The sequence below is a fragment of the Pseudomonas sp. SJZ074 genome, from assembly GCF_007828215.1.
Taxonomy (GTDB): domain Bacteria; phylum Pseudomonadota; class Gammaproteobacteria; order Pseudomonadales; family Pseudomonadaceae; genus Aquipseudomonas.
The window spans coordinates 1-18,265 of record NZ_VIUE01000045.1; the positions used below are offsets into that span (position 1 = coordinate 1).

The 18,265-nt window shown below is 60.5% G+C and carries 18 protein-coding genes and 1 pseudogene; 7 read left to right on the top strand and 12 right to left on the bottom strand.

What is annotated here, in order from left to right:
• Positions 1-198: 198 nt before the first annotated feature.
• The 6 genes from msrQ to FBX99_RS27605 all read right to left on the bottom strand — a co-directional run bounded on the left by msrQ (position 199) and on the right by FBX99_RS27605 (position 6,178).
• On the bottom strand, positions 199-819 hold the full coding sequence (gene msrQ, locus FBX99_RS27580) for a protein-methionine-sulfoxide reductase heme-binding subunit MsrQ (protein WP_144929987.1): 621 nt from the start codon (positions 817-819) through the stop codon (positions 199-201).
• A complete protein-coding gene (gene msrP, locus FBX99_RS27585) occupies positions 819-1,832 on the bottom strand; it encodes a protein-methionine-sulfoxide reductase catalytic subunit MsrP (protein WP_145133645.1) in 1,014 nt (337 codons plus the stop codon). Before msrP ends, msrQ begins: the two co-directional genes overlap by 1 nt.
• Before the next feature lie 63 nt (positions 1,833-1,895).
• Positions 1,896-2,753: a CDP-diacylglycerol--serine O-phosphatidyltransferase gene (pssA, locus tag FBX99_RS27590; protein WP_041020669.1), complete on the bottom strand. Its 858-nt coding sequence runs from the start codon at positions 2,751-2,753 to the stop codon at positions 1,896-1,898.
• A gap of 144 nt (positions 2,754-2,897) precedes the next feature.
• Positions 2,898-3,914: a ketol-acid reductoisomerase gene (gene ilvC, locus FBX99_RS27595; RefSeq protein WP_024779611.1), complete on the bottom strand. Its 1,017-nt coding sequence runs from the start codon at positions 3,912-3,914 to the stop codon at positions 2,898-2,900.
• Positions 3,915-3,959: 45 nt separating this feature from the next.
• The gene (gene ilvN / locus FBX99_RS27600) at positions 3,960-4,451 is read right to left on the bottom strand and encodes an acetolactate synthase small subunit (protein WP_003205610.1); all 492 of its coding nucleotides are present in this window, start codon (positions 4,449-4,451) and stop codon (positions 3,960-3,962) included.
• A 2-nt stretch (positions 4,452-4,453) separates the two neighbouring features.
• The gene (locus FBX99_RS27605) at positions 4,454-6,178 is read right to left on the bottom strand and encodes an acetolactate synthase 3 large subunit (RefSeq protein WP_144929985.1); all 1,725 of its coding nucleotides are present in this window, start codon (positions 6,176-6,178) and stop codon (positions 4,454-4,456) included.
• 400 nt (positions 6,179-6,578) lie between these two features.
• Here FBX99_RS27605 and FBX99_RS27610 point away from each other — a divergent pair, with 400 nt between their 5' ends.
• On the top strand, positions 6,579-7,001 hold the full coding sequence (locus tag FBX99_RS27610; protein ID WP_178112105.1) for a DUF4124 domain-containing protein: 423 nt from the start codon (positions 6,579-6,581) through the stop codon (positions 6,999-7,001).
• A 6-nt stretch (positions 7,002-7,007) separates the two neighbouring features.
• Here FBX99_RS27610 and FBX99_RS27615 read toward each other — a convergent pair whose 3' ends face one another.
• The 3 genes from FBX99_RS27615 to mrcB are packed head-to-tail and all read right to left on the bottom strand — an operon-like array spanning position 7,008 to position 10,391.
• Entirely contained in the window at positions 7,008-7,337 is a 330-nt protein-coding gene (locus FBX99_RS27615) for a YqcC family protein (protein WP_144929984.1), read from the bottom strand.
• Positions 7,337-8,056, bottom strand: a complete 720-nt coding sequence (locus tag FBX99_RS27620) for a M48 family metallopeptidase (protein ID WP_144929983.1) — start codon at positions 8,054-8,056, stop codon at positions 7,337-7,339. Before FBX99_RS27620 ends, FBX99_RS27615 begins: the two co-directional genes overlap by 1 nt.
• A 16-nt stretch (positions 8,057-8,072) precedes the next feature.
• Entirely contained in the window at positions 8,073-10,391 is a 2,319-nt protein-coding gene (gene mrcB / locus FBX99_RS27625; protein WP_041020673.1) for a penicillin-binding protein 1B, read from the bottom strand.
• 139 nt (positions 10,392-10,530) lie between these two features.
• Here mrcB and FBX99_RS27630 point away from each other — a divergent pair, with 139 nt between their 5' ends.
• From FBX99_RS27630 to FBX99_RS27640, 3 genes are all read left to right on the top strand, one after another.
• Complete coding sequence (locus FBX99_RS27630) at positions 10,531-12,087, top strand: bifunctional aminoglycoside phosphotransferase/ATP-binding protein (RefSeq protein WP_144929982.1); 1,557 nt, start codon at positions 10,531-10,533, stop codon at positions 12,085-12,087.
• A gap of 91 nt (positions 12,088-12,178) precedes the next feature.
• Entirely contained in the window at positions 12,179-12,520 is a 342-nt protein-coding gene (locus FBX99_RS27635) for a pentapeptide repeat-containing protein (RefSeq protein WP_047698266.1), read from the top strand.
• A gap of 203 nt (positions 12,521-12,723) precedes the next feature.
• The gene (locus FBX99_RS27640; protein ID WP_039593847.1) at positions 12,724-12,996 is read left to right on the top strand and encodes a TfoX/Sxy family protein; all 273 of its coding nucleotides are present in this window, start codon (positions 12,724-12,726) and stop codon (positions 12,994-12,996) included.
• Positions 12,997-13,212: 216 nt separating this feature from the next.
• On the opposite strand, the pseudogene FBX99_RS27645 reads toward FBX99_RS27640, so the two are convergent.
• Positions 13,213-14,054: pseudogene (locus tag FBX99_RS27645) on the bottom strand (ChaN family lipoprotein).
• 150 nt (positions 14,055-14,204) lie between these two features.
• On the opposite strand from FBX99_RS27645, the gene FBX99_RS27650 reads away from it, so the two are divergent.
• Complete coding sequence (locus FBX99_RS27650) at positions 14,205-14,522, top strand: Rieske (2Fe-2S) protein (protein WP_144929981.1); 318 nt, start codon at positions 14,205-14,207, stop codon at positions 14,520-14,522.
• On the opposite strand, the gene sfsA is transcribed toward FBX99_RS27650, so the two are convergent.
• Together sfsA and FBX99_RS27660 are read right to left on the bottom strand one after the other, a co-directional pair.
• The gene (gene sfsA / locus FBX99_RS27655; RefSeq protein WP_145133648.1) at positions 14,478-15,233 is read right to left on the bottom strand and encodes a DNA/RNA nuclease SfsA; all 756 of its coding nucleotides are present in this window, start codon (positions 15,231-15,233) and stop codon (positions 14,478-14,480) included. The two genes, FBX99_RS27650 and sfsA, sit on opposite strands and share 45 nt — an antisense overlap.
• Positions 15,233-16,405: a pyridoxal phosphate-dependent aminotransferase gene (locus tag FBX99_RS27660; RefSeq protein ID WP_144929979.1), complete on the bottom strand. Its 1,173-nt coding sequence runs from the start codon at positions 16,403-16,405 to the stop codon at positions 15,233-15,235. Before FBX99_RS27660 ends, sfsA begins: the two co-directional genes overlap by 1 nt.
• Positions 16,406-16,756: 351 nt before the next feature.
• Here FBX99_RS27660 and dksA point away from each other — a divergent pair, with 351 nt between their 5' ends.
• Positions 16,757-17,200: an RNA polymerase-binding protein DksA gene (dksA, locus tag FBX99_RS27665; protein ID WP_047698275.1), complete on the top strand. Its 444-nt coding sequence runs from the start codon at positions 16,757-16,759 to the stop codon at positions 17,198-17,200.
• A gap of 124 nt (positions 17,201-17,324) precedes the next feature.
• On the top strand, positions 17,325-18,215 hold the full coding sequence (gene gluQRS / locus FBX99_RS27670) for a tRNA glutamyl-Q(34) synthetase GluQRS (protein WP_144929978.1): 891 nt from the start codon (positions 17,325-17,327) through the stop codon (positions 18,213-18,215).
• Positions 18,216-18,265 lie beyond the last annotated feature (50 nt).

The window sequence follows — 18,265 nt, forward strand, 5'->3', positions numbered from 1 at the left end:
ACCGCTTTCGACCGAGAAGATCGAACCGTCAAACCGAGCCAAACCACCTGCCCTGCCGACTTCTTCCGGACTTCGATGAACTGAAGACCTGCGCTACCAGAAAACATCTAACTCATTGAAACTCAAAGAGTTTTCCGTTTCGACTGCGCCGGAAGTGGGGCGAATTATAGAGACTCAGAATCTGCCGTCAACCCTTAATTACGCTTTTGTTGCAGAAGATACTCTCTTGCCCACCAAACGCGGAATCCGTCGCGTAATCGAGGGAATCCTCAGCACCATCAGGACACCTCCGATGAAGGCATAGATTGCCCATTCCTTCAGATCCGCCCGCACGATCCACAGCATATGCAACAACCCAAGTCCGAGAATGAGGTAAACCAGGCGATGCAGCTTCTTCCAACGCACACCCAGGCGTCGCTGGCTATAACGGTTGGACGTGACGGCCAGGACCAACAAACCGAGAAACCCAAGCACCCCGACGATGATGTATGGCCGCTTGCTCAATTCGACGCCCAACTGCGACCAATCGAATCCCAAGATGAAGGCCAAGTAGCTACTCAAGTGCAACACCACATAAGTGAAGCACCAGAGTCCGAGCTGGCGCCTGACCGCGATCCACCCCGCCCACCCCGTCAACCTCTGCAAAGGGGTCATGCTCAAGGTGATGAGGAGCAGGATCAGCGTACCCAATCCCAACCGGTCCACCAGTACTTTGCCGGGATCGGGGCCCAACGCATTCATCAACGCCTCGTAGAGCCAGAGCAACGGCCAGATCGCCGCCGCGACGAAGACGCCAACCCGCCACATTGGAAAACGCATCAGTAGTCCTTCCTCAGGTCCATCCCTGCATATAAAGAAGCAACTTCATCCTGATAGCCGTTGAACATCAATGTATCGCGCACATTGGGACTGAACAGTCCGCTCGGCAGACGACGCTCATGCGCCTGGGTCCAGCGCGGGTGATCGACCGTCGGGTTGACGTTGGCATAGAAGCCGTACTCGTCCGACGCAATGCTTTGCCAGGTCGTCTTGGGTTGTTCGCTGACCAGACTGATACGCACAATGGATTTCACACTTTTAAAGCCATACTTCCATGGCACCACCAACCGCAGTGGTGCGCCGTTCTGGTTCGGCAACTCCCGCCCATACATGCCAACCGCGAGGATGGCCAGTGGATTCATCGCCTCATCCAGTCGCAAGCCCTCTACATAAGGCCAGTCGATCAAGGCGAAGCCCGAGCGCTGGCCGGGCATGGTCTTCGGATCCTGCAACGTTTCAAAACGGATGAACTTGGCCTTGGAGGTCGGTTCAACCTGCTTGAGCAGCGCAGAGACAGGGAAGCCGATCCACGGAATGACCATCGACCAGGCCTCCACGCAGCGCAGTCGATAGATCCGCTCCTCCAACTGATAGGGCTTCATGAAGTCTTCCAGAGCATAGCGCCCTGGCTTGCCCACCTCTCCATCCACCACCACGCTCCAGGGCTCGGTTTTCAAAGACCCGGCATTGGCCGCTGGATCGCCTTTGTCGGTTCCGAACTCATAGAAGTTGTTGTAATGGGTCGCATCCTTGAACGGCGTGATCGGTTCATTCTTGACCGTCACCGCGCCCCATTGGGTTGAGGGTAGTTTCTCGGCAAACCAGGACGGCGCCTTGCCCGGCTCCACGTCGGGATAGCGCGCCGCATCGGCAGCGCTCGCCCAGCGCGGCAAGCTGCTCACGGCAAGGCCAGCCATGGTTGCTCCCAGCATCTGACGACGGGATAAATAGAGGGATTCGGGGGTGACGTCCGATTCACGACAGTCGGACGACCTGGAGATCTTGATCAACATGACAACTCCGCAGTATTGGAGGGCAGATGCACCAATAGACTGCGGAGTATGGGGGAAATTACATCACTCGGCGCTTTTGTGACGACGCAGGCGCAACAGGTACTGAACCGGGCCGGACGCAGCGTAAGCAAGGAATACCAGCAGCAGGATACGCGGCGGATCGCTGAAGACCACTGCGAACACCAGCACCACCGCCAGGATTGCCACGAACGGCACACGCCCCTTCAGATCCAGCTCCTTGAAGCTGTTGTACTTGATATTGCTGACCATCAGCATACCGGCCGCCGCCACCAGCAGCGCCACCAGGAAGGACATCTTCGAACCCTGGATGCCATAGTCGCTGAACGCCCAGACCACACCCGCCACGACACCTGCCGCAGCCGGACTCGCCAGGCCGATGAAATAGCGTTTGTCAGCCTTGCCGACCTGGGTGTTGAAACGCGCCAGACGCAACGCGGCGCCCGCCACATAAATGAAGGCGACCATCCAGCCCACCTTACCCATGTCTCCCAGCGCCCAACCGAACGCCAGCAAGGCTGGAGCCACGCCGAAAGCGACCATGTCCGACAGGGAATCGTACTCGGCACCAAATGCGCTCTGGGTATTGGTCATACGAGCCACCCGCCCGTCCAGGCCATCGAGCACCATGGCGACAAAGATCGCGATGGCGGCGAAAGCAAAATAGCGGCTCGCCCCCGCGCTATCGCCGGCGCTCAGGGCGGCCTGGGCGCTCATGGAACTGATGATGGAATAGAAACCGGCAAACAGATTGGCGGTGGTGAACAGGTTCGGCAGCAGATAGATGCCACGATGCCGGACCTTACGGCCTTCAGCGTCATGACCTTCTTCGACGTGTTCATCGATGGGCAGCATGCTTTCGGCGTCAGGAGCCTGGTTTGGCTCGTCGGGACGTTCGCTCATGGACAGTACCTTGCAACGGTGTGAAAAAATTCGACAGGCGTCTGGGACGACGGTTCGGCCGCAAACGATGCAGCTTTATACCAGAAGCCATCGTCCAAACGAAAAAACGCGGCCGAGGCCGCGTTTTTCGATCAAGTCCGCGACTCAGTTCTTGGCTTTGTCGACGATCTTGTTGGCGCTGATCCAAGGCATCATCGAGCGCAGTTGCTCGCCGATGATCTCGATGCCGTGGGCAGCGTTGTTGCGACGCTTGGCGGTCATCGAAGGATAGCCGGTGGCGCCTTCGCTGATGAACATCTTGGCGTATTCGCCATCCTGAATACGTTTCAGGGCGTTGCGCATGGCCTGACGAGACTCGGCGTTGATCACTTCCGGACCGGTCACGTACTCGCCGTATTCGGCGTTGTTGGAGATCGAGTAGTTCATGTTGGCGATGCCGCCTTCGTACATGAGGTCAACGATCAACTTCAGTTCGTGCAGGCACTCGAAGTAGGCCATTTCCGGCGCGTAGCCAGCTTCGACCAGGGTTTCGAAACCGGCTTTCACCAGCTCGACGGTACCGCCGCACAGAACGGCCTGCTCGCCGAACAGGTCGGTTTCAGTTTCGTCCTTGAAGGTGGTTTCGATGATACCGGTACGACCACCGCCAACACCGGCGGCGTAGGACAGGGCTACGTTCTTGGCGTTGCCCGATGCGTCCTGGTAGATCGCGATCAGGTCAGGGATACCGCCGCCCTTGACGAATTCGGAACGCACGGTGTGGCCCGGAGCCTTCGGCGCGATCATGATCACGTCGAGGTCAGCGCGCGGCACGACCTGGTTGTAATGGATCGAGAAACCATGGGAGAAGGCCAGGGTAGCGCCCTTCTTGATGTTCGGCTCGATTTCATCGCGGTACAGCGCGCCCTGGAACTCGTCCGGGGTCAGGATCATGACCAGGTCGGCGGCGGCAACGGCGGAAGCCACGTCAGCCACTTTCAGGCCATGGGCTTCTGCCTTGGCAACGGTGGCCGAGCCCTTGCGCAGGCCAACAGTCACGTCAACGCCGGAGTCCTTCAGGTTGCACGCCTGGGCGTGACCCTGGGAACCGTAGCCGATGATGGCGACTTTCTTGCCCTGGATGATCGACAGGTCGCAATCTTTATCGTAGAAAACTTTCATGAATTTCCCCTATATCCGGCCATTCAGGCCATTCGCTAATTTGATTTAGATGCTCAGTACTTTGTCGCCACGGGCAATCCCGGTGACGCCACTGCGTACGGTTTCCAGAATCGAGGCAGTGCCGATCGATTGGATGAAGCTGTCGAGCTTGTCGCTGGTACCGGTCAACTGAACGGTATAGACGCTGGCGCTGACATCGACGATCTGCCCACGATAAATATCGGTAGTGCGTTTGATCTCGGCGCGCTGGGCACCGGTGGCCTTGACCTTGACCAGCATCAGTTCGCGCTCGATGTGAGCACTTTCCGACAGGTCCACGAGCTTGACCACCTCGATCAGCTTGTTTAGGTTCTTGGTGATCTGCTCGATGATTTCATCGTGGCCTACGGTGGTCAGCGTCAGACGCGACAGGGTCGGGTCCTCGGTTGGCGCCACCGTCAGGCTTTCGATGTTGTAGTTGCGCTGCGAGAACAGGCCCACTACGCGAGACAGAGCACCCGGTTCGTTTTCCAGAAGCAGGGAAATAATATGCCGCATGATTAGGTACGCTCCGTCTTGCTCAGCCACATATCGCGCATGGAACCGTCTTTGATCTGCATCGGGTAGACGTGTTCGCTGGTGTCGACCGCAATATCGATGAGCACCAGGCGATCCTTCATGGCGAACGCCTCCTCCATCTTCGACTTCAGGTCCTTCGATTCGGTGATGCGCACACCGACGTGACCATAGGCCTCGGCCAACTTGACGAAATCAGGCAACGATTCCATGTAGGAGTGCGAGTGACGGCTGCCGTAGCTCATGTCCTGCCATTGGCGGACCATACCCAGCACACCGTTGTTCAGGATCACGATCTTCACCGGCAAACCGTATTGCAGGCAGGTGGACAGTTCCTGGATGTTCATCTGGATGCTGCCCTCACCGGTAACGCAGGCGACGTCGACATCCGGGAAGCTCAACTTGATACCCATGGCCGCCGGGAAACCGAAGCCCATGGTGCCCAGGCCACCGGAGTTGATCCAGCGGTTGGGCTTGTTGAACTTGTAGTATTGCGCGGCGAACATCTGGTGCTGGCCCACGTCGGAGGTCACGAAGGCATCGCCTTTGGTCACTTCGCAGAGGGTTTCGATCACGGTCTGCGGCTTGATCACGCTGCCGTCGCCCTTGTCGTAGGGAAACAGGCCACGATCGCCACGCCACTCATCGACCTGCTTCCACCAATTGGCCACGGCCTCCTTGTTCGGGGTCTCGCCGATTTCCTTGAGGATCGCGACCATTTCGGTCAGGACGCTCTCCACGGGACCGACAATCGGCACGTCTGCCTTGATGGTCTTGGAAATGGACGCAGGATCGATGTCGATGTGGATGATCTTGGCGTTCGGGCAGAACTTCGCCGCACCGTTGATGACCCGGTCATCGAAACGTGCGCCGACGGCCAGGATCACATCGGCATGGTGCATCGCCAGGTTGGCGGTGTAGCTGCCGTGCATGCCGAGCATACCGATGAACTGACGGTCGGTGCCCGGGAAGGCGCCCAGGCCCATCAGCGTATTGGTGACCGGTAGGTTGAGCATCTTCGCCAATTCGGTCAGCGGCGCGGAGCCACCACCGAGGATCACGCCACCACCCGAATACAGCACGGGACGCTTGGCCGCCAGGAGCATTTCGGCTGCCTTGCGGATCTGCCCGGAGTGACCGCGTACGGCCGGGCTGTACGAGCGCAGCTTGGCTTTCTTCGGGAAAATGTATTCGAATTTCTCGGCCGGATTGGTCATGTCTTTCGGGACATCGACCACCACCGGGCCCGGACGACCGGACTCGGCCAGGTAGAAGGCTTTCTTCATGACTTCCGGGATTTCCGACGGATGCTTGATCATGAAGCTGTGCTTCACGATCGGTCGGGAGATACCGATCATGTCGGTTTCCTGGAACGCATCGGTGCCGACCATGGTGCTGGGCACCTGGCCGGAGATGATCACCATCGGGATGGAGTCCATGTAGGCCGTGGCGATGCCGGTGATGGCGTTCGTGGCGCCAGGACCGGAAGTCACCAACACCACGCCGGCCTTGCCGGTGGCGCGGGCGTAGCCGTCAGCCATGTGGGTTGCCGCCTGCTCGTGACGAACCAGGATGTGGGTCACTTCCGGTTCTTTGAACAGGGCATCATAGACATGAAGAAGAGCACCACCCGGGTACCCGTAGATATATTTGACGCCTTCGTCACGCAAGAAGCGGACGAGCATCTCACCGCCAGATAAAAGCTCCACGTTGTTCACCTCTAAAACGCCAGAATACCGCCCCTCAAAAGGGGACGGGTCTTAATAGGTTTACTTCTCGGCAGAGCATGAGCGACGGTGGTCGCCGACTACGTCAGCACTGACTGAGCAAGTATTGGGATCGTCCCAAGTGTTGCGGGCCTTTCCCACCCAGCGCGAGGTAACGCGTTGCGGGTGTAACAGGTCGACGCGGATATGCGCCTCATGATCTGCCGAGTGGGCCTGCTTCTGGCAGTCCCTCTACAGCGGACTTTGGATTCTTCTGTTTCGCCCTCTGCAAGTCAAGTCGTCTATGTGGTTTATTCGAAGTAAGCGCATGAGAACGCAAGAAAAAACCTTTAAACGACAACTGTGTTAGCTTCAATTGCGCAATCCATGACAAGGAAACAGCATGCGAATGTTCCTACTGACGGCCAGCCTGCTGGTTGGCCTGAGCCCGATATGCATGGCCGGTCAGATCTACAAATGGGTAGACGCCCAAGGGGTGACCCATTTCAGCGCCCAGCCGCCCGAAGGCACAGGGGCCGCGACCGTTATCCAATCCTCACCGCCTGTCGGCAAACCGCCCGCGCGCGCGCCCACCGGCATCATTGGCGACCAAAAGGCCATTGACGAACAGGTCAAGCAGCAAGTGGCTGACCAGGAAGCCCAGCTCAAGGTGTTCTGCGAGCAGGCCCGGACGAACCTCGCGCAATTGAAGAACAACCCGCGGGTTCGTGAAGACGTGGAAGGGGAAATGCGCCGCCTTACTGACGAGGAACGACGCCAGCGAATCGACGAGACGAGCGAACAGATCGAGGAGCACTGCCAGTGACGGCAGTCAGCTAGCGTCGCTGATCAACCGGTCGAACTGCGACAGCAGTCGCTGCAACTCGATGCCCTGCCCCGGTCGCTGGGCATAGACCATTTCCGCCATGGCAAGGATGCCCGAGGCGTTGGGCAGCGGCAGGTCATTTTCCAGGATGGCTTTCATCCGCGGCAGGAAAATCCACTGCAGCCATTGCTCGAAGTCCAGGGTGTCGACCGCAAACGGCTCGACACTGGCCAGCGCTTCGACCGAAGGCGAAACGCTGCTCCACCAGCCCTGGACCCGCAACTCCCGCTCGATCAGCAGCAGCTGATCGGCGATCTGGGGAAAACGCGTATCCATCAGAGCGAAACCTTGGCCTTCTGACGGGCCAGCGCCGCGCCGGCCGAATCACCTTGTTTCTCACGCGCCTGGGCTATCAGCTCCCACAGGCTGGCCTGAAGGGCCGGACGACCGCTGGTGAACGTCAGGCCACGACGGGCCAGTTGCTCGGCTTGCGGCGCGTCGCCCTGGGCCATGCGCACCTGGGCCAGGCGATAAAGAACCTGGGGTTCACGCGGGGCTACGCGCTGGGCGCGCTCCAGACTGGAGGAGGCACCATTGAGGTCGCCGCCAGCCTGTTGCTGTTGGGCGGTGGTCAGCAGCGCTAGCACCGGGCCATCCAGTTGCTCATCGGCGGACAGGCCACCGGAGCTGGCCGAAGGAATGCTGCCGGGCGACGTCGGCATGCTGTAGCTGCCCTGATTGATCGGCGCGGTCTCGATAGGACCCGGCGTGATGGGGCCGGGCGTGATCGGCGTGGTACTGATCGGTGCCGAGGTCGTGGCACCGCCACCGGGCACCATCACGACCACACCGGTGTCGCCTTGCGGAATCGCCTGGACCTGGCCTTGCACCGGCCGTTTCACCGTCGTTTGACGGAAACCGCCGTTGGCCGACACCCGCTCACTATTGGAGACAGCAGTGCCGGAGTCGACAACCGGAATCGAACCGCGCTGTACGGTCGAGCAACCACTGAGCAAAGCCACGGCAGTTACCGCTGGAATCAACCACTTGTTCACGTGAAACCCTCTTTGCTTAATTCATCCAGTCCTTGACCCAATCCATCACCGACTCGGCTGGATTCTGTCCGCCGCAGGCGGCACCGGGTGGTGGTTCGCTACCGCGAATATACGGCATCTGCACCGCACCCGGGCAATTGGCATCGGAGCCTTGGCCAGTGCGCGAATCGACCCAGGCCTGAACGACGTTGTCCGGCTGCGGCATGTCCAGCGGCAACGGGTCGGCCTTGCGCATGAAGCTGGTCCAGACCTGCAACGCACCGGTGGCGCCGGTGAACGGCGTCTTGCCATTGTCATCACGACCGAGCCAGACCACAGCCAGCAGGTCCTGGCTGAAACCGGCGAACCAGCTGTCACGGGAATCGTTACTGGTACCGGTCTTGCCCGCCAGCGTCAGGGTCCGGGGCAGCACGTTATAGACCGAGCTACCGGTACCCTCACGCATGACTCGTTGCATGGCGCTCTGGATCAGGTAGATGGAACCCGGATCGAAACGTTGCTGGATCTGGAACGGATAACGCTTGAGTGGCTCGCCGTCGGCGGTGAGCACGCTGCGGATCCCGCGCATCGGTGTATTGAAGCCGCCGTTGGCCAGGGTCTGGTACATCGCCGCGACTTCGATCGGTGTGAGACCACCGGCCCCCAGCAGCATTGACGGGAACGCCGGCAACTCGCGGCTGACGCCCAGGCGCGCCAGCGTCTTGAGCACGTTCGGCACACCGACTTCCAGCCCCAGGCGAGCCGTGGACAAGTTGTAGGAATGCGCCAGCCCCTGATACAGGAAAACCGTACCGTGGGAACGCCGGTCATAGTTCTGCGGCTTCCACACCTGGCCATCCGCGCCCTTGACCGAGAACACCTCGTCCGACAGCCAACTGGTCAGCGTGTACTGGCTTGGTTTTTCCAGGGCGGTAAGGTAAACCGCCGGCTTGATCAGCGAGCCGATCGGGCGCACGGCATCCAGGGCCCGGTTGAAACCGGCAAAACTGGCCTGGCGACTGCCGATCATGGCCTGGACTTCACCGGTTTCCGGGTTGGTCACCACCATGGCGGCCTCCACGTCCTCGGCGCCCTTGCGCGCGCCCAGGCGCTTGAAGGTGTCCTCGACCGACGCTTCGGCTTTCATCTGCAGGATCGGGTCGAAACTGGTGAAAATCCGCAGGCCTTCTTCGGTCAAGTCTTCGTCGCGATAGTCTTCACGCAGTTGCCGCTTGACCAGGTCGAGGAAACCGGGGAACGAGCTGTCCGCCAGGCTGCCGCGCTTGGTCACGCCCAATGGCATCTTCTTCGCCGCTTCGACCTGCTCGGCCGTCGCCACGCCTTGTTGTTGCAGCAAGTCGAGCACCAGATTGCGACGCTCGAGGGCCCGCTCCGGATTACGCCGCGGATTGTAGGAAGACGGCCCCTTGACCATGCCTACCAGCAGCGCCACCTGATGCAGCTTGAGCTCGGACAATGGCTGGCTGAAAAAGAACTGGCTGGCGAGGCCGAAACCGTGCACCGCCCGCTGGCCGTCCTGGCCAATGAAGACCTCGTTGAGGTACGCCTCGAGGATCTCCTGCTTGTCGTAATGCAACTCCAGCAACAGCGCCATCATGGCTTCGGTGAGCTTGCGGGTGAGGCTGCGCTCGTTGGTCAGGTAGAAGTTCTTGACCAGCTGTTGGGTCAGGGTGCTACCGCCCTGGCGCATATGCCCCGAGGAGGTGTTGACCCAGACGGCCCGGGCAATCGACTTGGGCGAGACGCCGAAGTGATGATAGAAATCCCGGTCTTCAACGGCGACCAGCGTATCGATCAGGAACGGCGGAACCTGGTCGATCTTGATCAGGATCCGGTCTTCGAGGTTCTTAGGATACAGGCCGCCGATAAGCAACGGCTCGAGGCGTACCACCGACAGACTGGCATTGTTGGCCCCCGTCAGCGCAGCCACGTAATCGCCGGAAAACCGCACGCGCACCGCTTGCGCCTGTTCCATGCCTTCATAGAACTGGAAGCCACGGGTATTGAGATCGACAGTGTTGCCATTGACGGAAGCTTCGCCCGGACCGTTGGCCACGCTTTCACGGCGATAGCCCAGGGCATCGAGCTCAGTGAGGAAGTCGTCTTTGCTCAGCTTCTGTCCGACGAACAGTTCCAGCGGCCGCGCGTAGACCTTGGCCGGGATTGTCCAGCGCTTGCCGGAGAATTTTTCCTGGACCACCGCGTCGAGATAGACGGCAAAGCCGGCAAGCACGACGAGGCCTACCAGGCCGAGTTTAAGGGCCCAGCCCAACCAGGGCCGCAGGCGGCTGGCGGGTGGTTTCTTGGGGGTACGAGGGGATCGGGTACGAGTCATGGCGGCGGATTATACGCACTTTGCGAGGGTTCAACATGAGCCCGATAAGCTGCGTGATGTACAGGCCATCCGGTTTGCGTTAACTCAGCTTGCCGCCATAATGACGGCCTTGAATTTTCCAGACTCTGAAGGATCGCCTGTGAGCCAGTCACTGATCGCTGCCCTGCAAAACCCGGCCCTCTACCCACACCCCGTCGAAGGGTTCCAGGTTATCGAAACCCACATTTCCTGGGTCTTGCTCACCGGTCCTTATGCCTACAAGTTCAAGAAACCGGTCAATTTCGGCTTCCTCGACTTCACTGACCTGAACGCTCGCAAGCACTTCTGTGGCGAAGAGCTGCGCCTGAACCAGCGCTTGACCCGGGACCTGTACCTGGAAGTGCTGCCGATCACCGGCAGCGCCGAAGCGCCACAGCTGAACGGTGACGGGCCGGCGATCGAATACGCCCTGAAGATGCGTCAGTTCCCGCAAAGCCAACTGCTCAGCACGTTGCAAGCCAACGGCGAATTGACCACCGCCCACGTCGACGAAATGGCTGAACAGATCGCCCGGTTCCACCTCTCCACGCCCAAGGTCCCCGCCGAAAACCCGGCCGGCACTCCAGATAGCGTAATGGCACCGGTGCGGCAGAACTTCGAACAGATCCGCCCGTTCCTCAGCGACAAGGCTGACCTGGCGCAGCTCGAAGCCTTGCAAGCCTGGGCTGAAAGCAGTTTCGAACGCCTCAAGCCACTATTCATCCAGCGCAAGGCCGAAGGCTTCATCCGCGAATGCCACGGCGACATTCACCTGGGAAATGCCACCGTGATCGATGGCAACGTGGTGATTTTCGACTGCATCGAGTTCAACGAACCGTTCCGTTTCACCGACGTCTACGCCGACACCGGCTTCCTCGCGATGGACCTCGAGGACCGTGGTCTCAAGTCCCTGGCGCGCCGTTTCGTCAGCCAGTACCTGGAATTGACCGGCGACTACCAGGGACTGGAACTGCTGAACTTCTACAAAGCCTACCGGGCCCTGGTTCGGGCCAAGATCGCACTGTTCAGCATGCCGGCCGAAGCCGACCCGGTGCAACGCGCCACCACCCTGCGCCAATACCGTAACTACGCCAACCTGGCTGAAAGCTACAGCACCATTCCATCGCCGTTCCTGGCCATTACCCATGGTGTTTCGGCGGTGGGCAAAAGCCACGTCGCGATGCGCCTGGTGGAAGCGCTGGGGGCCATTCGCCTGCGTTCGGACGTGGAGCGCAAGCGCCTGTTCGGTGAGCAACAGGTGCCGAACGATCCCCAGGCCGGCATCTATAGCAGCGATGCCAGCAGCACCACATATGCCCGCCTGCATGAAATCGCCGATGGGATCCTGCGCGCCGGGTTCCCGGTGGTCATCGATGCGACTTACCTCAAGCGCGATCAGCGTGAAGCCGCAGCGAAAATCGCCGAATCAACGGGCACGCCGTTCCTGATCCTCGATTGCAATGCACCGCAAGCGGTCGTCGAAAGCAGGCTCGCGCAGCGTCAGGCCGATCAGAAAGACCCTTCCGACGCGACGCTGGCCGTCATCGCCGCACAGCAGGCCAATCGCGAAGCCCTGACGCCGGAAGAAATTCTCTGCAGCAAACCGGTCCAGACCAATGAAAGCGGCACGCTCGACAACGTGGTCGCGCAGATCCGCCAGCGCCTGCCAGGCCTGTAGGCAACTATTTCGACCGTGAAGCGACACCCGGCTTCACGGCCGCCAAGTAGTGGCACTATACTGGCGCCATAAAACCAACAGGTGACCCGACATGAACCGCCCGAAGATCCTCAACACTCCGCTGTACGCCTTGCTGCGCAAAGATGACATCGCAGGCTTCAACAAGGAACGCCCCCAAGGCCCGGTCGATCTTTGCGGTGGTGACTTCCGCGGGCTCGACCTGCGCGAACTGAACGTGGACGACGTCGACTTCACGGACGCTTACTTCCGTTCCGCCGATCTGCGTGGCGTCGATTTCCGCAAGTCGAAGCTGGAAGGCGCGAGCCTGGCCCATGCGCAAATTTCCGGCGCCTATTTCCCTCCCGAGCTGTCGGCTGACGAAATTCTGATGTCGATGAACTTCGGCACCCGGTTGCGCTACCGCACCCGCTGATTCACCAGACACAGGCAAGCCCACACGACCTCCAGCGCCCCTGCCCGCGCTGGATGGGCATGCGGTGCCACGGCTGCCTTCATCGTGCGTTATGCCTTAGAAGTTTTTGCGACAATCCTGCCAAAGAATCACGCTTTTCCTACTGAGCGCTACACTCCTGAGAAACTTGCCCACTGAACAGTCGGCCGTCGCAAGGAGGCTCGATGAATGATGAACTGCAGCACCTGAAAAATCTGGGCAAGACGTCGGCCCAATGGCTACACGCCGTGGGGATCCACAGCGCCTCGGATCTGCGTCGACTCGGAGCGGTCGATGCCTATCGTGCTGTGCGCACCCGTGGTTTTCGAGCCTCCAAGGTGCTTCTGTATGCGATTGAAGGCGCGCTGATGGACATGCACTGGAACGACATCCCGGCCGAGCGCAAGGAAGCGTTGAACAAGCAGTTGGACGCCATTTCCGCACGCCACAAGGCCTGATGCTATTCGCCACGGTCATGCCCACAGCAGTTATTTGGACTGATTGGAAAACAACGTTTGACATGGTAATGAGAATCGCTATGATTAACACATCCGGTCGCGAGACTGGTCGATATTTGAAAAGCCCTTGGTTCGGACTCTCAGATATCTCCTCATCAGGCTAATCACGGTTATTTGACCCGGCTTTTGCCGGGTCTTTTTTTGTCCGCGAAATGCCTAAGGCTGTCCGCGCATTTGCGCGCAATAGTCCACGGGCGGCGTGGCCGGTGTGTACCAGACGTAATCCGCCATCGCCGAGGTGACCTCGCTGCCTTCCTCGGCCAGCATCAGAACCACCGGCGCCTCTGCGGTCCCGAGGTCCAACGTATGCAGCGGCACGCCGACATCCTTGCGTCCGTGCCAAGCGCCTGCAAACAAAAGTGCGGGGGTTGGCGCAGTCAATAATCGCTCGGCCATGCGCCGATCCCGCTGTTGCTGGACGGCCACCATTGCCGGCAACTGCGATTCCGGTAGCAAGCCGCAGTGGGAGTCGCGAATCTGCCCCAGCAATTCGTTCTTTACCGCCGCCCTATTGGAGCGAACACCGCTCAAGTCTGGCGCTCGCCGGTAGAAGCGCTGAATCTCGACAGCGTCCAGATTGGCGGACAACAACGGGTAATGTTGCGCCAAGGCGTATTCGACGACAGGCCCATACAGTCTCCAATCCCAACCCGCTGACCAATCCAGCGCGCCGGGCAGGTTTTCCGGCATGGCCGGTAACTGGCGAACCCATCGACCCGTGACTGCTGGCCGGGCGTAAGCATTTCCAGCAGCAGGCTGCCTTGCGCCCGCTGCTCGGCCAGGGCCTGGAGCAGCCATAATTCCAGCGCGTGGTGATCCGGATTGTCATGCTGCTCACCCACGATGACCCGAGGTGCCTTCGCCAGCCGTTCGATCAGCGCCCCGGGCGCAACGGCCTCCCCGTTGTGCAGGTCACGGACCCGCCCGTTGATGGGTGGCGGTGCGATGCTCTGGCAAGCGACCAGGGCACTCAAGACCAGAATCAGAATCAGGCGCATCGGGCGGCGTTCTCGATAAAGGTATTCACGAATGGGCATGGAGTCGTCAGGCCGAGTACTCTCGACCCGACATTTGATGAATACTTTGTCCGGACCGTCAACTGTGGAATCCCCCACGGGGAGGCATTCAACATCAGCATCGAGACACACATGAAATTTCTGTGCAGCAACGCCGAACTGGCCGACAACGACAGTCGCGGTTTCGACATCGAGGGGCACAAGGTGCTGGCGGTACGGCGTGCCGGTAAGGTCCATGTGTATCTCAACCGCTGTCCGCACCGCGGCGTACCGCTGGAGTGGCAACCCGACCAATTCCTCGACACCAGCGCCAGCCTGATCCAGTGCGCCACCCATGGCGCGCTGTTTCTGATCGAAAGCGGTGAATGCGTGGCCGGTCCTTGTGCCGGTCAATTCCTGGTGGCGCTAGACAGCCGGGAGGACGCGCACGGCATCTGGGTCAAGCTGTAACGGCTCAAGGAGCACCGGCAACGCACGATCCACCCACATCTGTTCGGGCGTCAGCGTGACCCCATAAGCCAGTACCTGCACCCCCGCCGCTGCCGCTTCGCGCAAGGCTGCCGCGTACCCCGGGTCGATTTCCACGGCCGGACGCACTGCGTCGATGCCGCTCAGATTCACGCAATACAGCTGCACCGCACGCACACCTTCGCGTGCCAGGCAAGCCAGTTCCCTCAGGTGTTTGGCACCGCGCTGGGTCACGGCGTCGGGAAATGCAGCGACGTTCGTGCCATCGAAACCCAGCGTAACGCTCTTGACTTCGACCCAGGCCGAGCCGTGCTCGTAATCCAGGCGAAAGTCGATACGACTGTTCTCCACGCCGTAGGCCACTTCCCGCTTCAACCCGATGAAGCCATTGAGCTCGCTGATCACCCCAGCCCGCAACGCCTCCTCGATCAGGCCGTTGGCCCGCGCGGTATTGATGCAGGCCAGCCGCCCCTGCGGGGTTTCGCCAACTTCCCAGGTCCCGGGCAGCTTGCGCTTGGGATCGCTGGAACGACTGAACCAGACCCGTGCGCCTTCGGCCATGCAATTGAGCATCGAACCGGTATTTGGACAGTGGATGGTCAGCTGTTCACCATCGAGGGTTTCGATATCGGCAAGGAAACGCTTGTAGCGCCGGATCAGTCGGCCCTCTTCCAGCGCAGGAGAAAAGCGCATCAGCCTTGCCAGCTCCGCAGTCCGCGCGCTATTCGCTCCACCGCTTCCTGTAGCCGCGGCAGGCTCTGGGTATAGGCGAAGCGCACATGGTGTCCGGCCTGGTGGCGGCCGAAGTCCAGCCCGGGGGTGAACGCCACGTGTTCGGTTTCCAGGAAGTGCTGGCAAAAAGCAAAGGCATCGCCACCGAATGCACGGATATCGGCATAGAGGTAGAACGCGCCCTCCGGCTCGACCGCAATGCCGAAACCCAGCTCGCGCAAGGCCGGCAGCAGAAAATCGCGACGTAGCGCGAATTCGGCCCGACGCTGCTCGAAAATCTCGATGGTCGCCGGCTCGAAACAGGCCAGGGCCGCGTACTGGGCCATGCTCGGCGCACTGATGTAGAGGTTCTGCGCAAGTTTTTCCAACTCGCTGACGGCGGCCGAAGGCGCCACCAGCCAGCCCAGTCGCCAACCGGTCATGCCGAAATACTTGGAAAAACTATTCAGGACGAAGGCATCGTCGTCGACTTCCAGCACGCTGGCGGCCTCGGTGCCATAGGTCAGGCCGTGATAGATCTCATCCACCACCAGATGGCCATTGCGGGCCTTGATCGCTTTCGACAGGCCAGCCAGCTCGTCCCGGGAGAGCAGCGTCCCGGTCGGGTTGGCCGGCGACGCCACCAGTGCACCGACGCTGTCCTGGTCCCAATGCCGGTTCACCAGCTCGGGGGTCAACTGGTAACGCACCTCCGGCCCCACCGGCACCAGTTGCGCCGCGCCCTCCACCAAGCGCAGGAAGTGACGGTTGCAGGGGTAGCCTGGGTCAGCCAGCAACCAGTGTTTACCTGGATCTACCAGCAACGCGCTGGCCAGCAGCAATGCACCGGACCCGCCCGGCGTAATAAGGATACGTCGAGGATCGATGCTCACGCCGTAACGTTGCCCATAGAAGCCAGCGATGGCCTCACGCAGCTCGGGGATGCCGCGAGCCGCGGTGTAACGGGTCTTGCCCGCCGCGAGCGCGGCCTGGCCGGCCTGGATGATCGGCTCGGCCGTGGTGAAATCCGGCTCGCCGATCTCCAGATGGATGACGTCGTGTCCGGCGGCCTGCAGTTCATTGGCACGGGCCAGCAACGCCATCACGTGGAAAGGTTCGATGGCGCGACTGCGCGCACTGTAGGGCTGAGCCATTAGCCTTCCTTCGCATGAAAAAGAACCGATTCTACCCAACTCTCTGCCCAAGTCAGAAACAACTGCGGGAACGAGCGCAAGCCTGAAGGGGTCATAGCCCCCGGATCGCAGGAAATGACTCCGGCGATTGGCCCAGGCTTGACTAGAATCAAGCATTGAGCAGGATGACCTCTTCACCGGACCGAACCCGGCCATGCTTTGCGAAGCCCCGCCCGCCGCAGGCTCGACAACCGGGAGTGGCGCGGCCCGATTCGATCTGGTAAGTTCGCCCGCTTGCAGCCGCAGGGCCGGCAGGTGTCGGTGATGGAGCAATCCTGCGTAGTGGATTACAAGAGTAGAGGCGGTCCATTCATGCCCACCCAAGCAAAGCAAAATCAAAATCAGTCGCTCAGCGGGTTTGAGCCTTATGTCCCCAAAGAGGGCGAAGAGTACATGGGCGCCCCCATGCGCGCGCACTTCACCAAGATCCTGAACAAGTGGAAACAGGACTTGATGCAGGAAGTCGACCGCACCGTGGACCACATGAAAGACGAAGCGGCCAACTTCCCCGACCCGGCCGACCGTGCCAGTCAGGAAGAAGAATTCAGCCTGGAACTGCGTGCACGTGACCGTGAGCGCAAGCTGATCAAGAAAATCGACAAGACGTTGCAACTGATCGAAGACGAAGAGTATGGCTGGTGTGAGTCCTGCGGCATCGAGATCGGCATCCGCCGCCTGGAAGCCCGCCCTACTGCCGACTTGTGCATCGACTGCAAGACCCTGGCGGAAATCAAGGAAAAACAGGTCGGCAAGTAATTTGCCTGAGCTGTTACCGAAAACGGAGCGTTCATACGCTCCGTTTTTTGTTTGCATAAGCTCATTTAGCCCATGAACCCCTTGTGGGCGCGAGCCTGCTCGCTCCCTCCACTATTATTTCCCTATGACTGCCACCTCCTCTTACATCGGCCGCTTCGCCCCCACCCCCAGCGGCCATCTGCATTTCGGCTCGCTGGTCGCTGCCCTGGCGTCGTACCTGGATGCCCGGGCCGTCGGTGGGCGCTGGCTGCTGCGCATGGAAGACCTCGATCCACCCCGGGAAGAACCTGGCGCGCAAATGGCGATCCTCAAGGCCTTGGAAAGCTACGGTTTCGAATGGGACGGCGAGATGGTCCGCCAGAGCGAGCGCCATGCGGCCTACGATCAGGTCATCAACCGCCTGTTCAGCCAAGGCCTGGCTTATGCCTGCACCTGTTCACGCAAGCAACTGGAGGCGTACCAGGGTATTTATCCGGGGTTGTGCCGCAACGCCGGGCACGGTACCAAAGACGCCGCCATTCGTCTGCGCGTCCCCGAGCTCGAATATCACTTCATCGACCGGGTACAAGGCGAGTTCCGCCAGCATCTGGGCCGCGAGGCCGGCGATTTCGTCATCCGTCGCCGCGATGGGCTTTATGCCTATCAACTGGCCGTGGTGCTGGATGACGCCTGGCAAGGGGTGACCGATATCGTGCGCGGCGCCGACCTGCTGGACTCCACGCCGCGCCAACTCTATCTGCAAGAGCTGCTCGGATTGCCACAACCGCGTTACCTGCATGTACCGTTGATCACCCAACCGGACGGACACAAGCTGGGCAAATCCTACCGTTCGCCGCCGTTGGCGGCCGACCAGGCCACGCCGTTGCTGTGCAGGGCCCTGCGGGCGCTGGGCCAGGAGCCGGGTGTCGAACTGGTCGATGCCACCCCTCGGGAGCTGCTGGCCTGGGGCGTTCGCCACTGGGATGCGGCAAGGATCCCGCGCACAATGACCCTGCCCGAGGCGCAAATACGTTGACGGCCCTTGCAGCTTGGCGCCCATCCGTTACCATCGCCGCACGTTTTCGG

Bases quoted from the DNA above. Each gene is read 5' to 3' on its own strand.
- msrQ (WP_144929987.1), bottom strand. From the start codon at position 819: ATGCGTTTTCCAATGTGGCGGGTTGGCGTCTTCGTCGCGGCGGCGATC.
- msrP (WP_145133645.1), bottom strand. From the start codon at position 1,832: ATGTTGATCAAGATCTCCAGGTCGTCCGACTGTCGTGAATCGGACGTC.
- pssA (WP_041020669.1), bottom strand. From the start codon at position 2,753: ATGAGCGAACGTCCCGACGAGCCAAACCAGGCTCCTGACGCCGAAAGC.
- ilvC (WP_024779611.1), bottom strand. From the start codon at position 3,914: ATGAAAGTTTTCTACGATAAAGATTGCGACCTGTCGATCATCCAGGGC.
- ilvN (WP_003205610.1), bottom strand. From the start codon at position 4,451: ATGCGGCATATTATTTCCCTGCTTCTGGAAAACGAACCGGGTGCTCTG.
- FBX99_RS27610 (WP_178112105.1), top strand. From the start codon at position 6,579: ATGCGAATGTTCCTACTGACGGCCAGCCTGCTGGTTGGCCTGAGCCCG.
- FBX99_RS27615 (WP_144929984.1), bottom strand. From the start codon at position 7,337: ATGGATACGCGTTTTCCCCAGATCGCCGATCAGCTGCTGCTGATCGAG.
- mrcB (WP_041020673.1), bottom strand. From the start codon at position 10,391: ATGACTCGTACCCGATCCCCTCGTACCCCCAAGAAACCACCCGCCAGC.
- FBX99_RS27635 (WP_047698266.1), top strand. From the start codon at position 12,179: ATGAACCGCCCGAAGATCCTCAACACTCCGCTGTACGCCTTGCTGCGC.
- FBX99_RS27640 (WP_039593847.1), top strand. From the start codon at position 12,724: ATGAATGATGAACTGCAGCACCTGAAAAATCTGGGCAAGACGTCGGCC.
- FBX99_RS27650 (WP_144929981.1), top strand. From the start codon at position 14,205: ATGAAATTTCTGTGCAGCAACGCCGAACTGGCCGACAACGACAGTCGC.
- sfsA (WP_145133648.1), bottom strand. From the start codon at position 15,233: ATGCGCTTTTCTCCTGCGCTGGAAGAGGGCCGACTGATCCGGCGCTAC.
- FBX99_RS27660 (WP_144929979.1), bottom strand. From the start codon at position 16,405: ATGGCTCAGCCCTACAGTGCGCGCAGTCGCGCCATCGAACCTTTCCAC.
- dksA (WP_047698275.1), top strand. From the start codon at position 16,757: ATGCCCACCCAAGCAAAGCAAAATCAAAATCAGTCGCTCAGCGGGTTT.
- gluQRS (WP_144929978.1), top strand. From the start codon at position 17,325: ATGACTGCCACCTCCTCTTACATCGGCCGCTTCGCCCCCACCCCCAGC.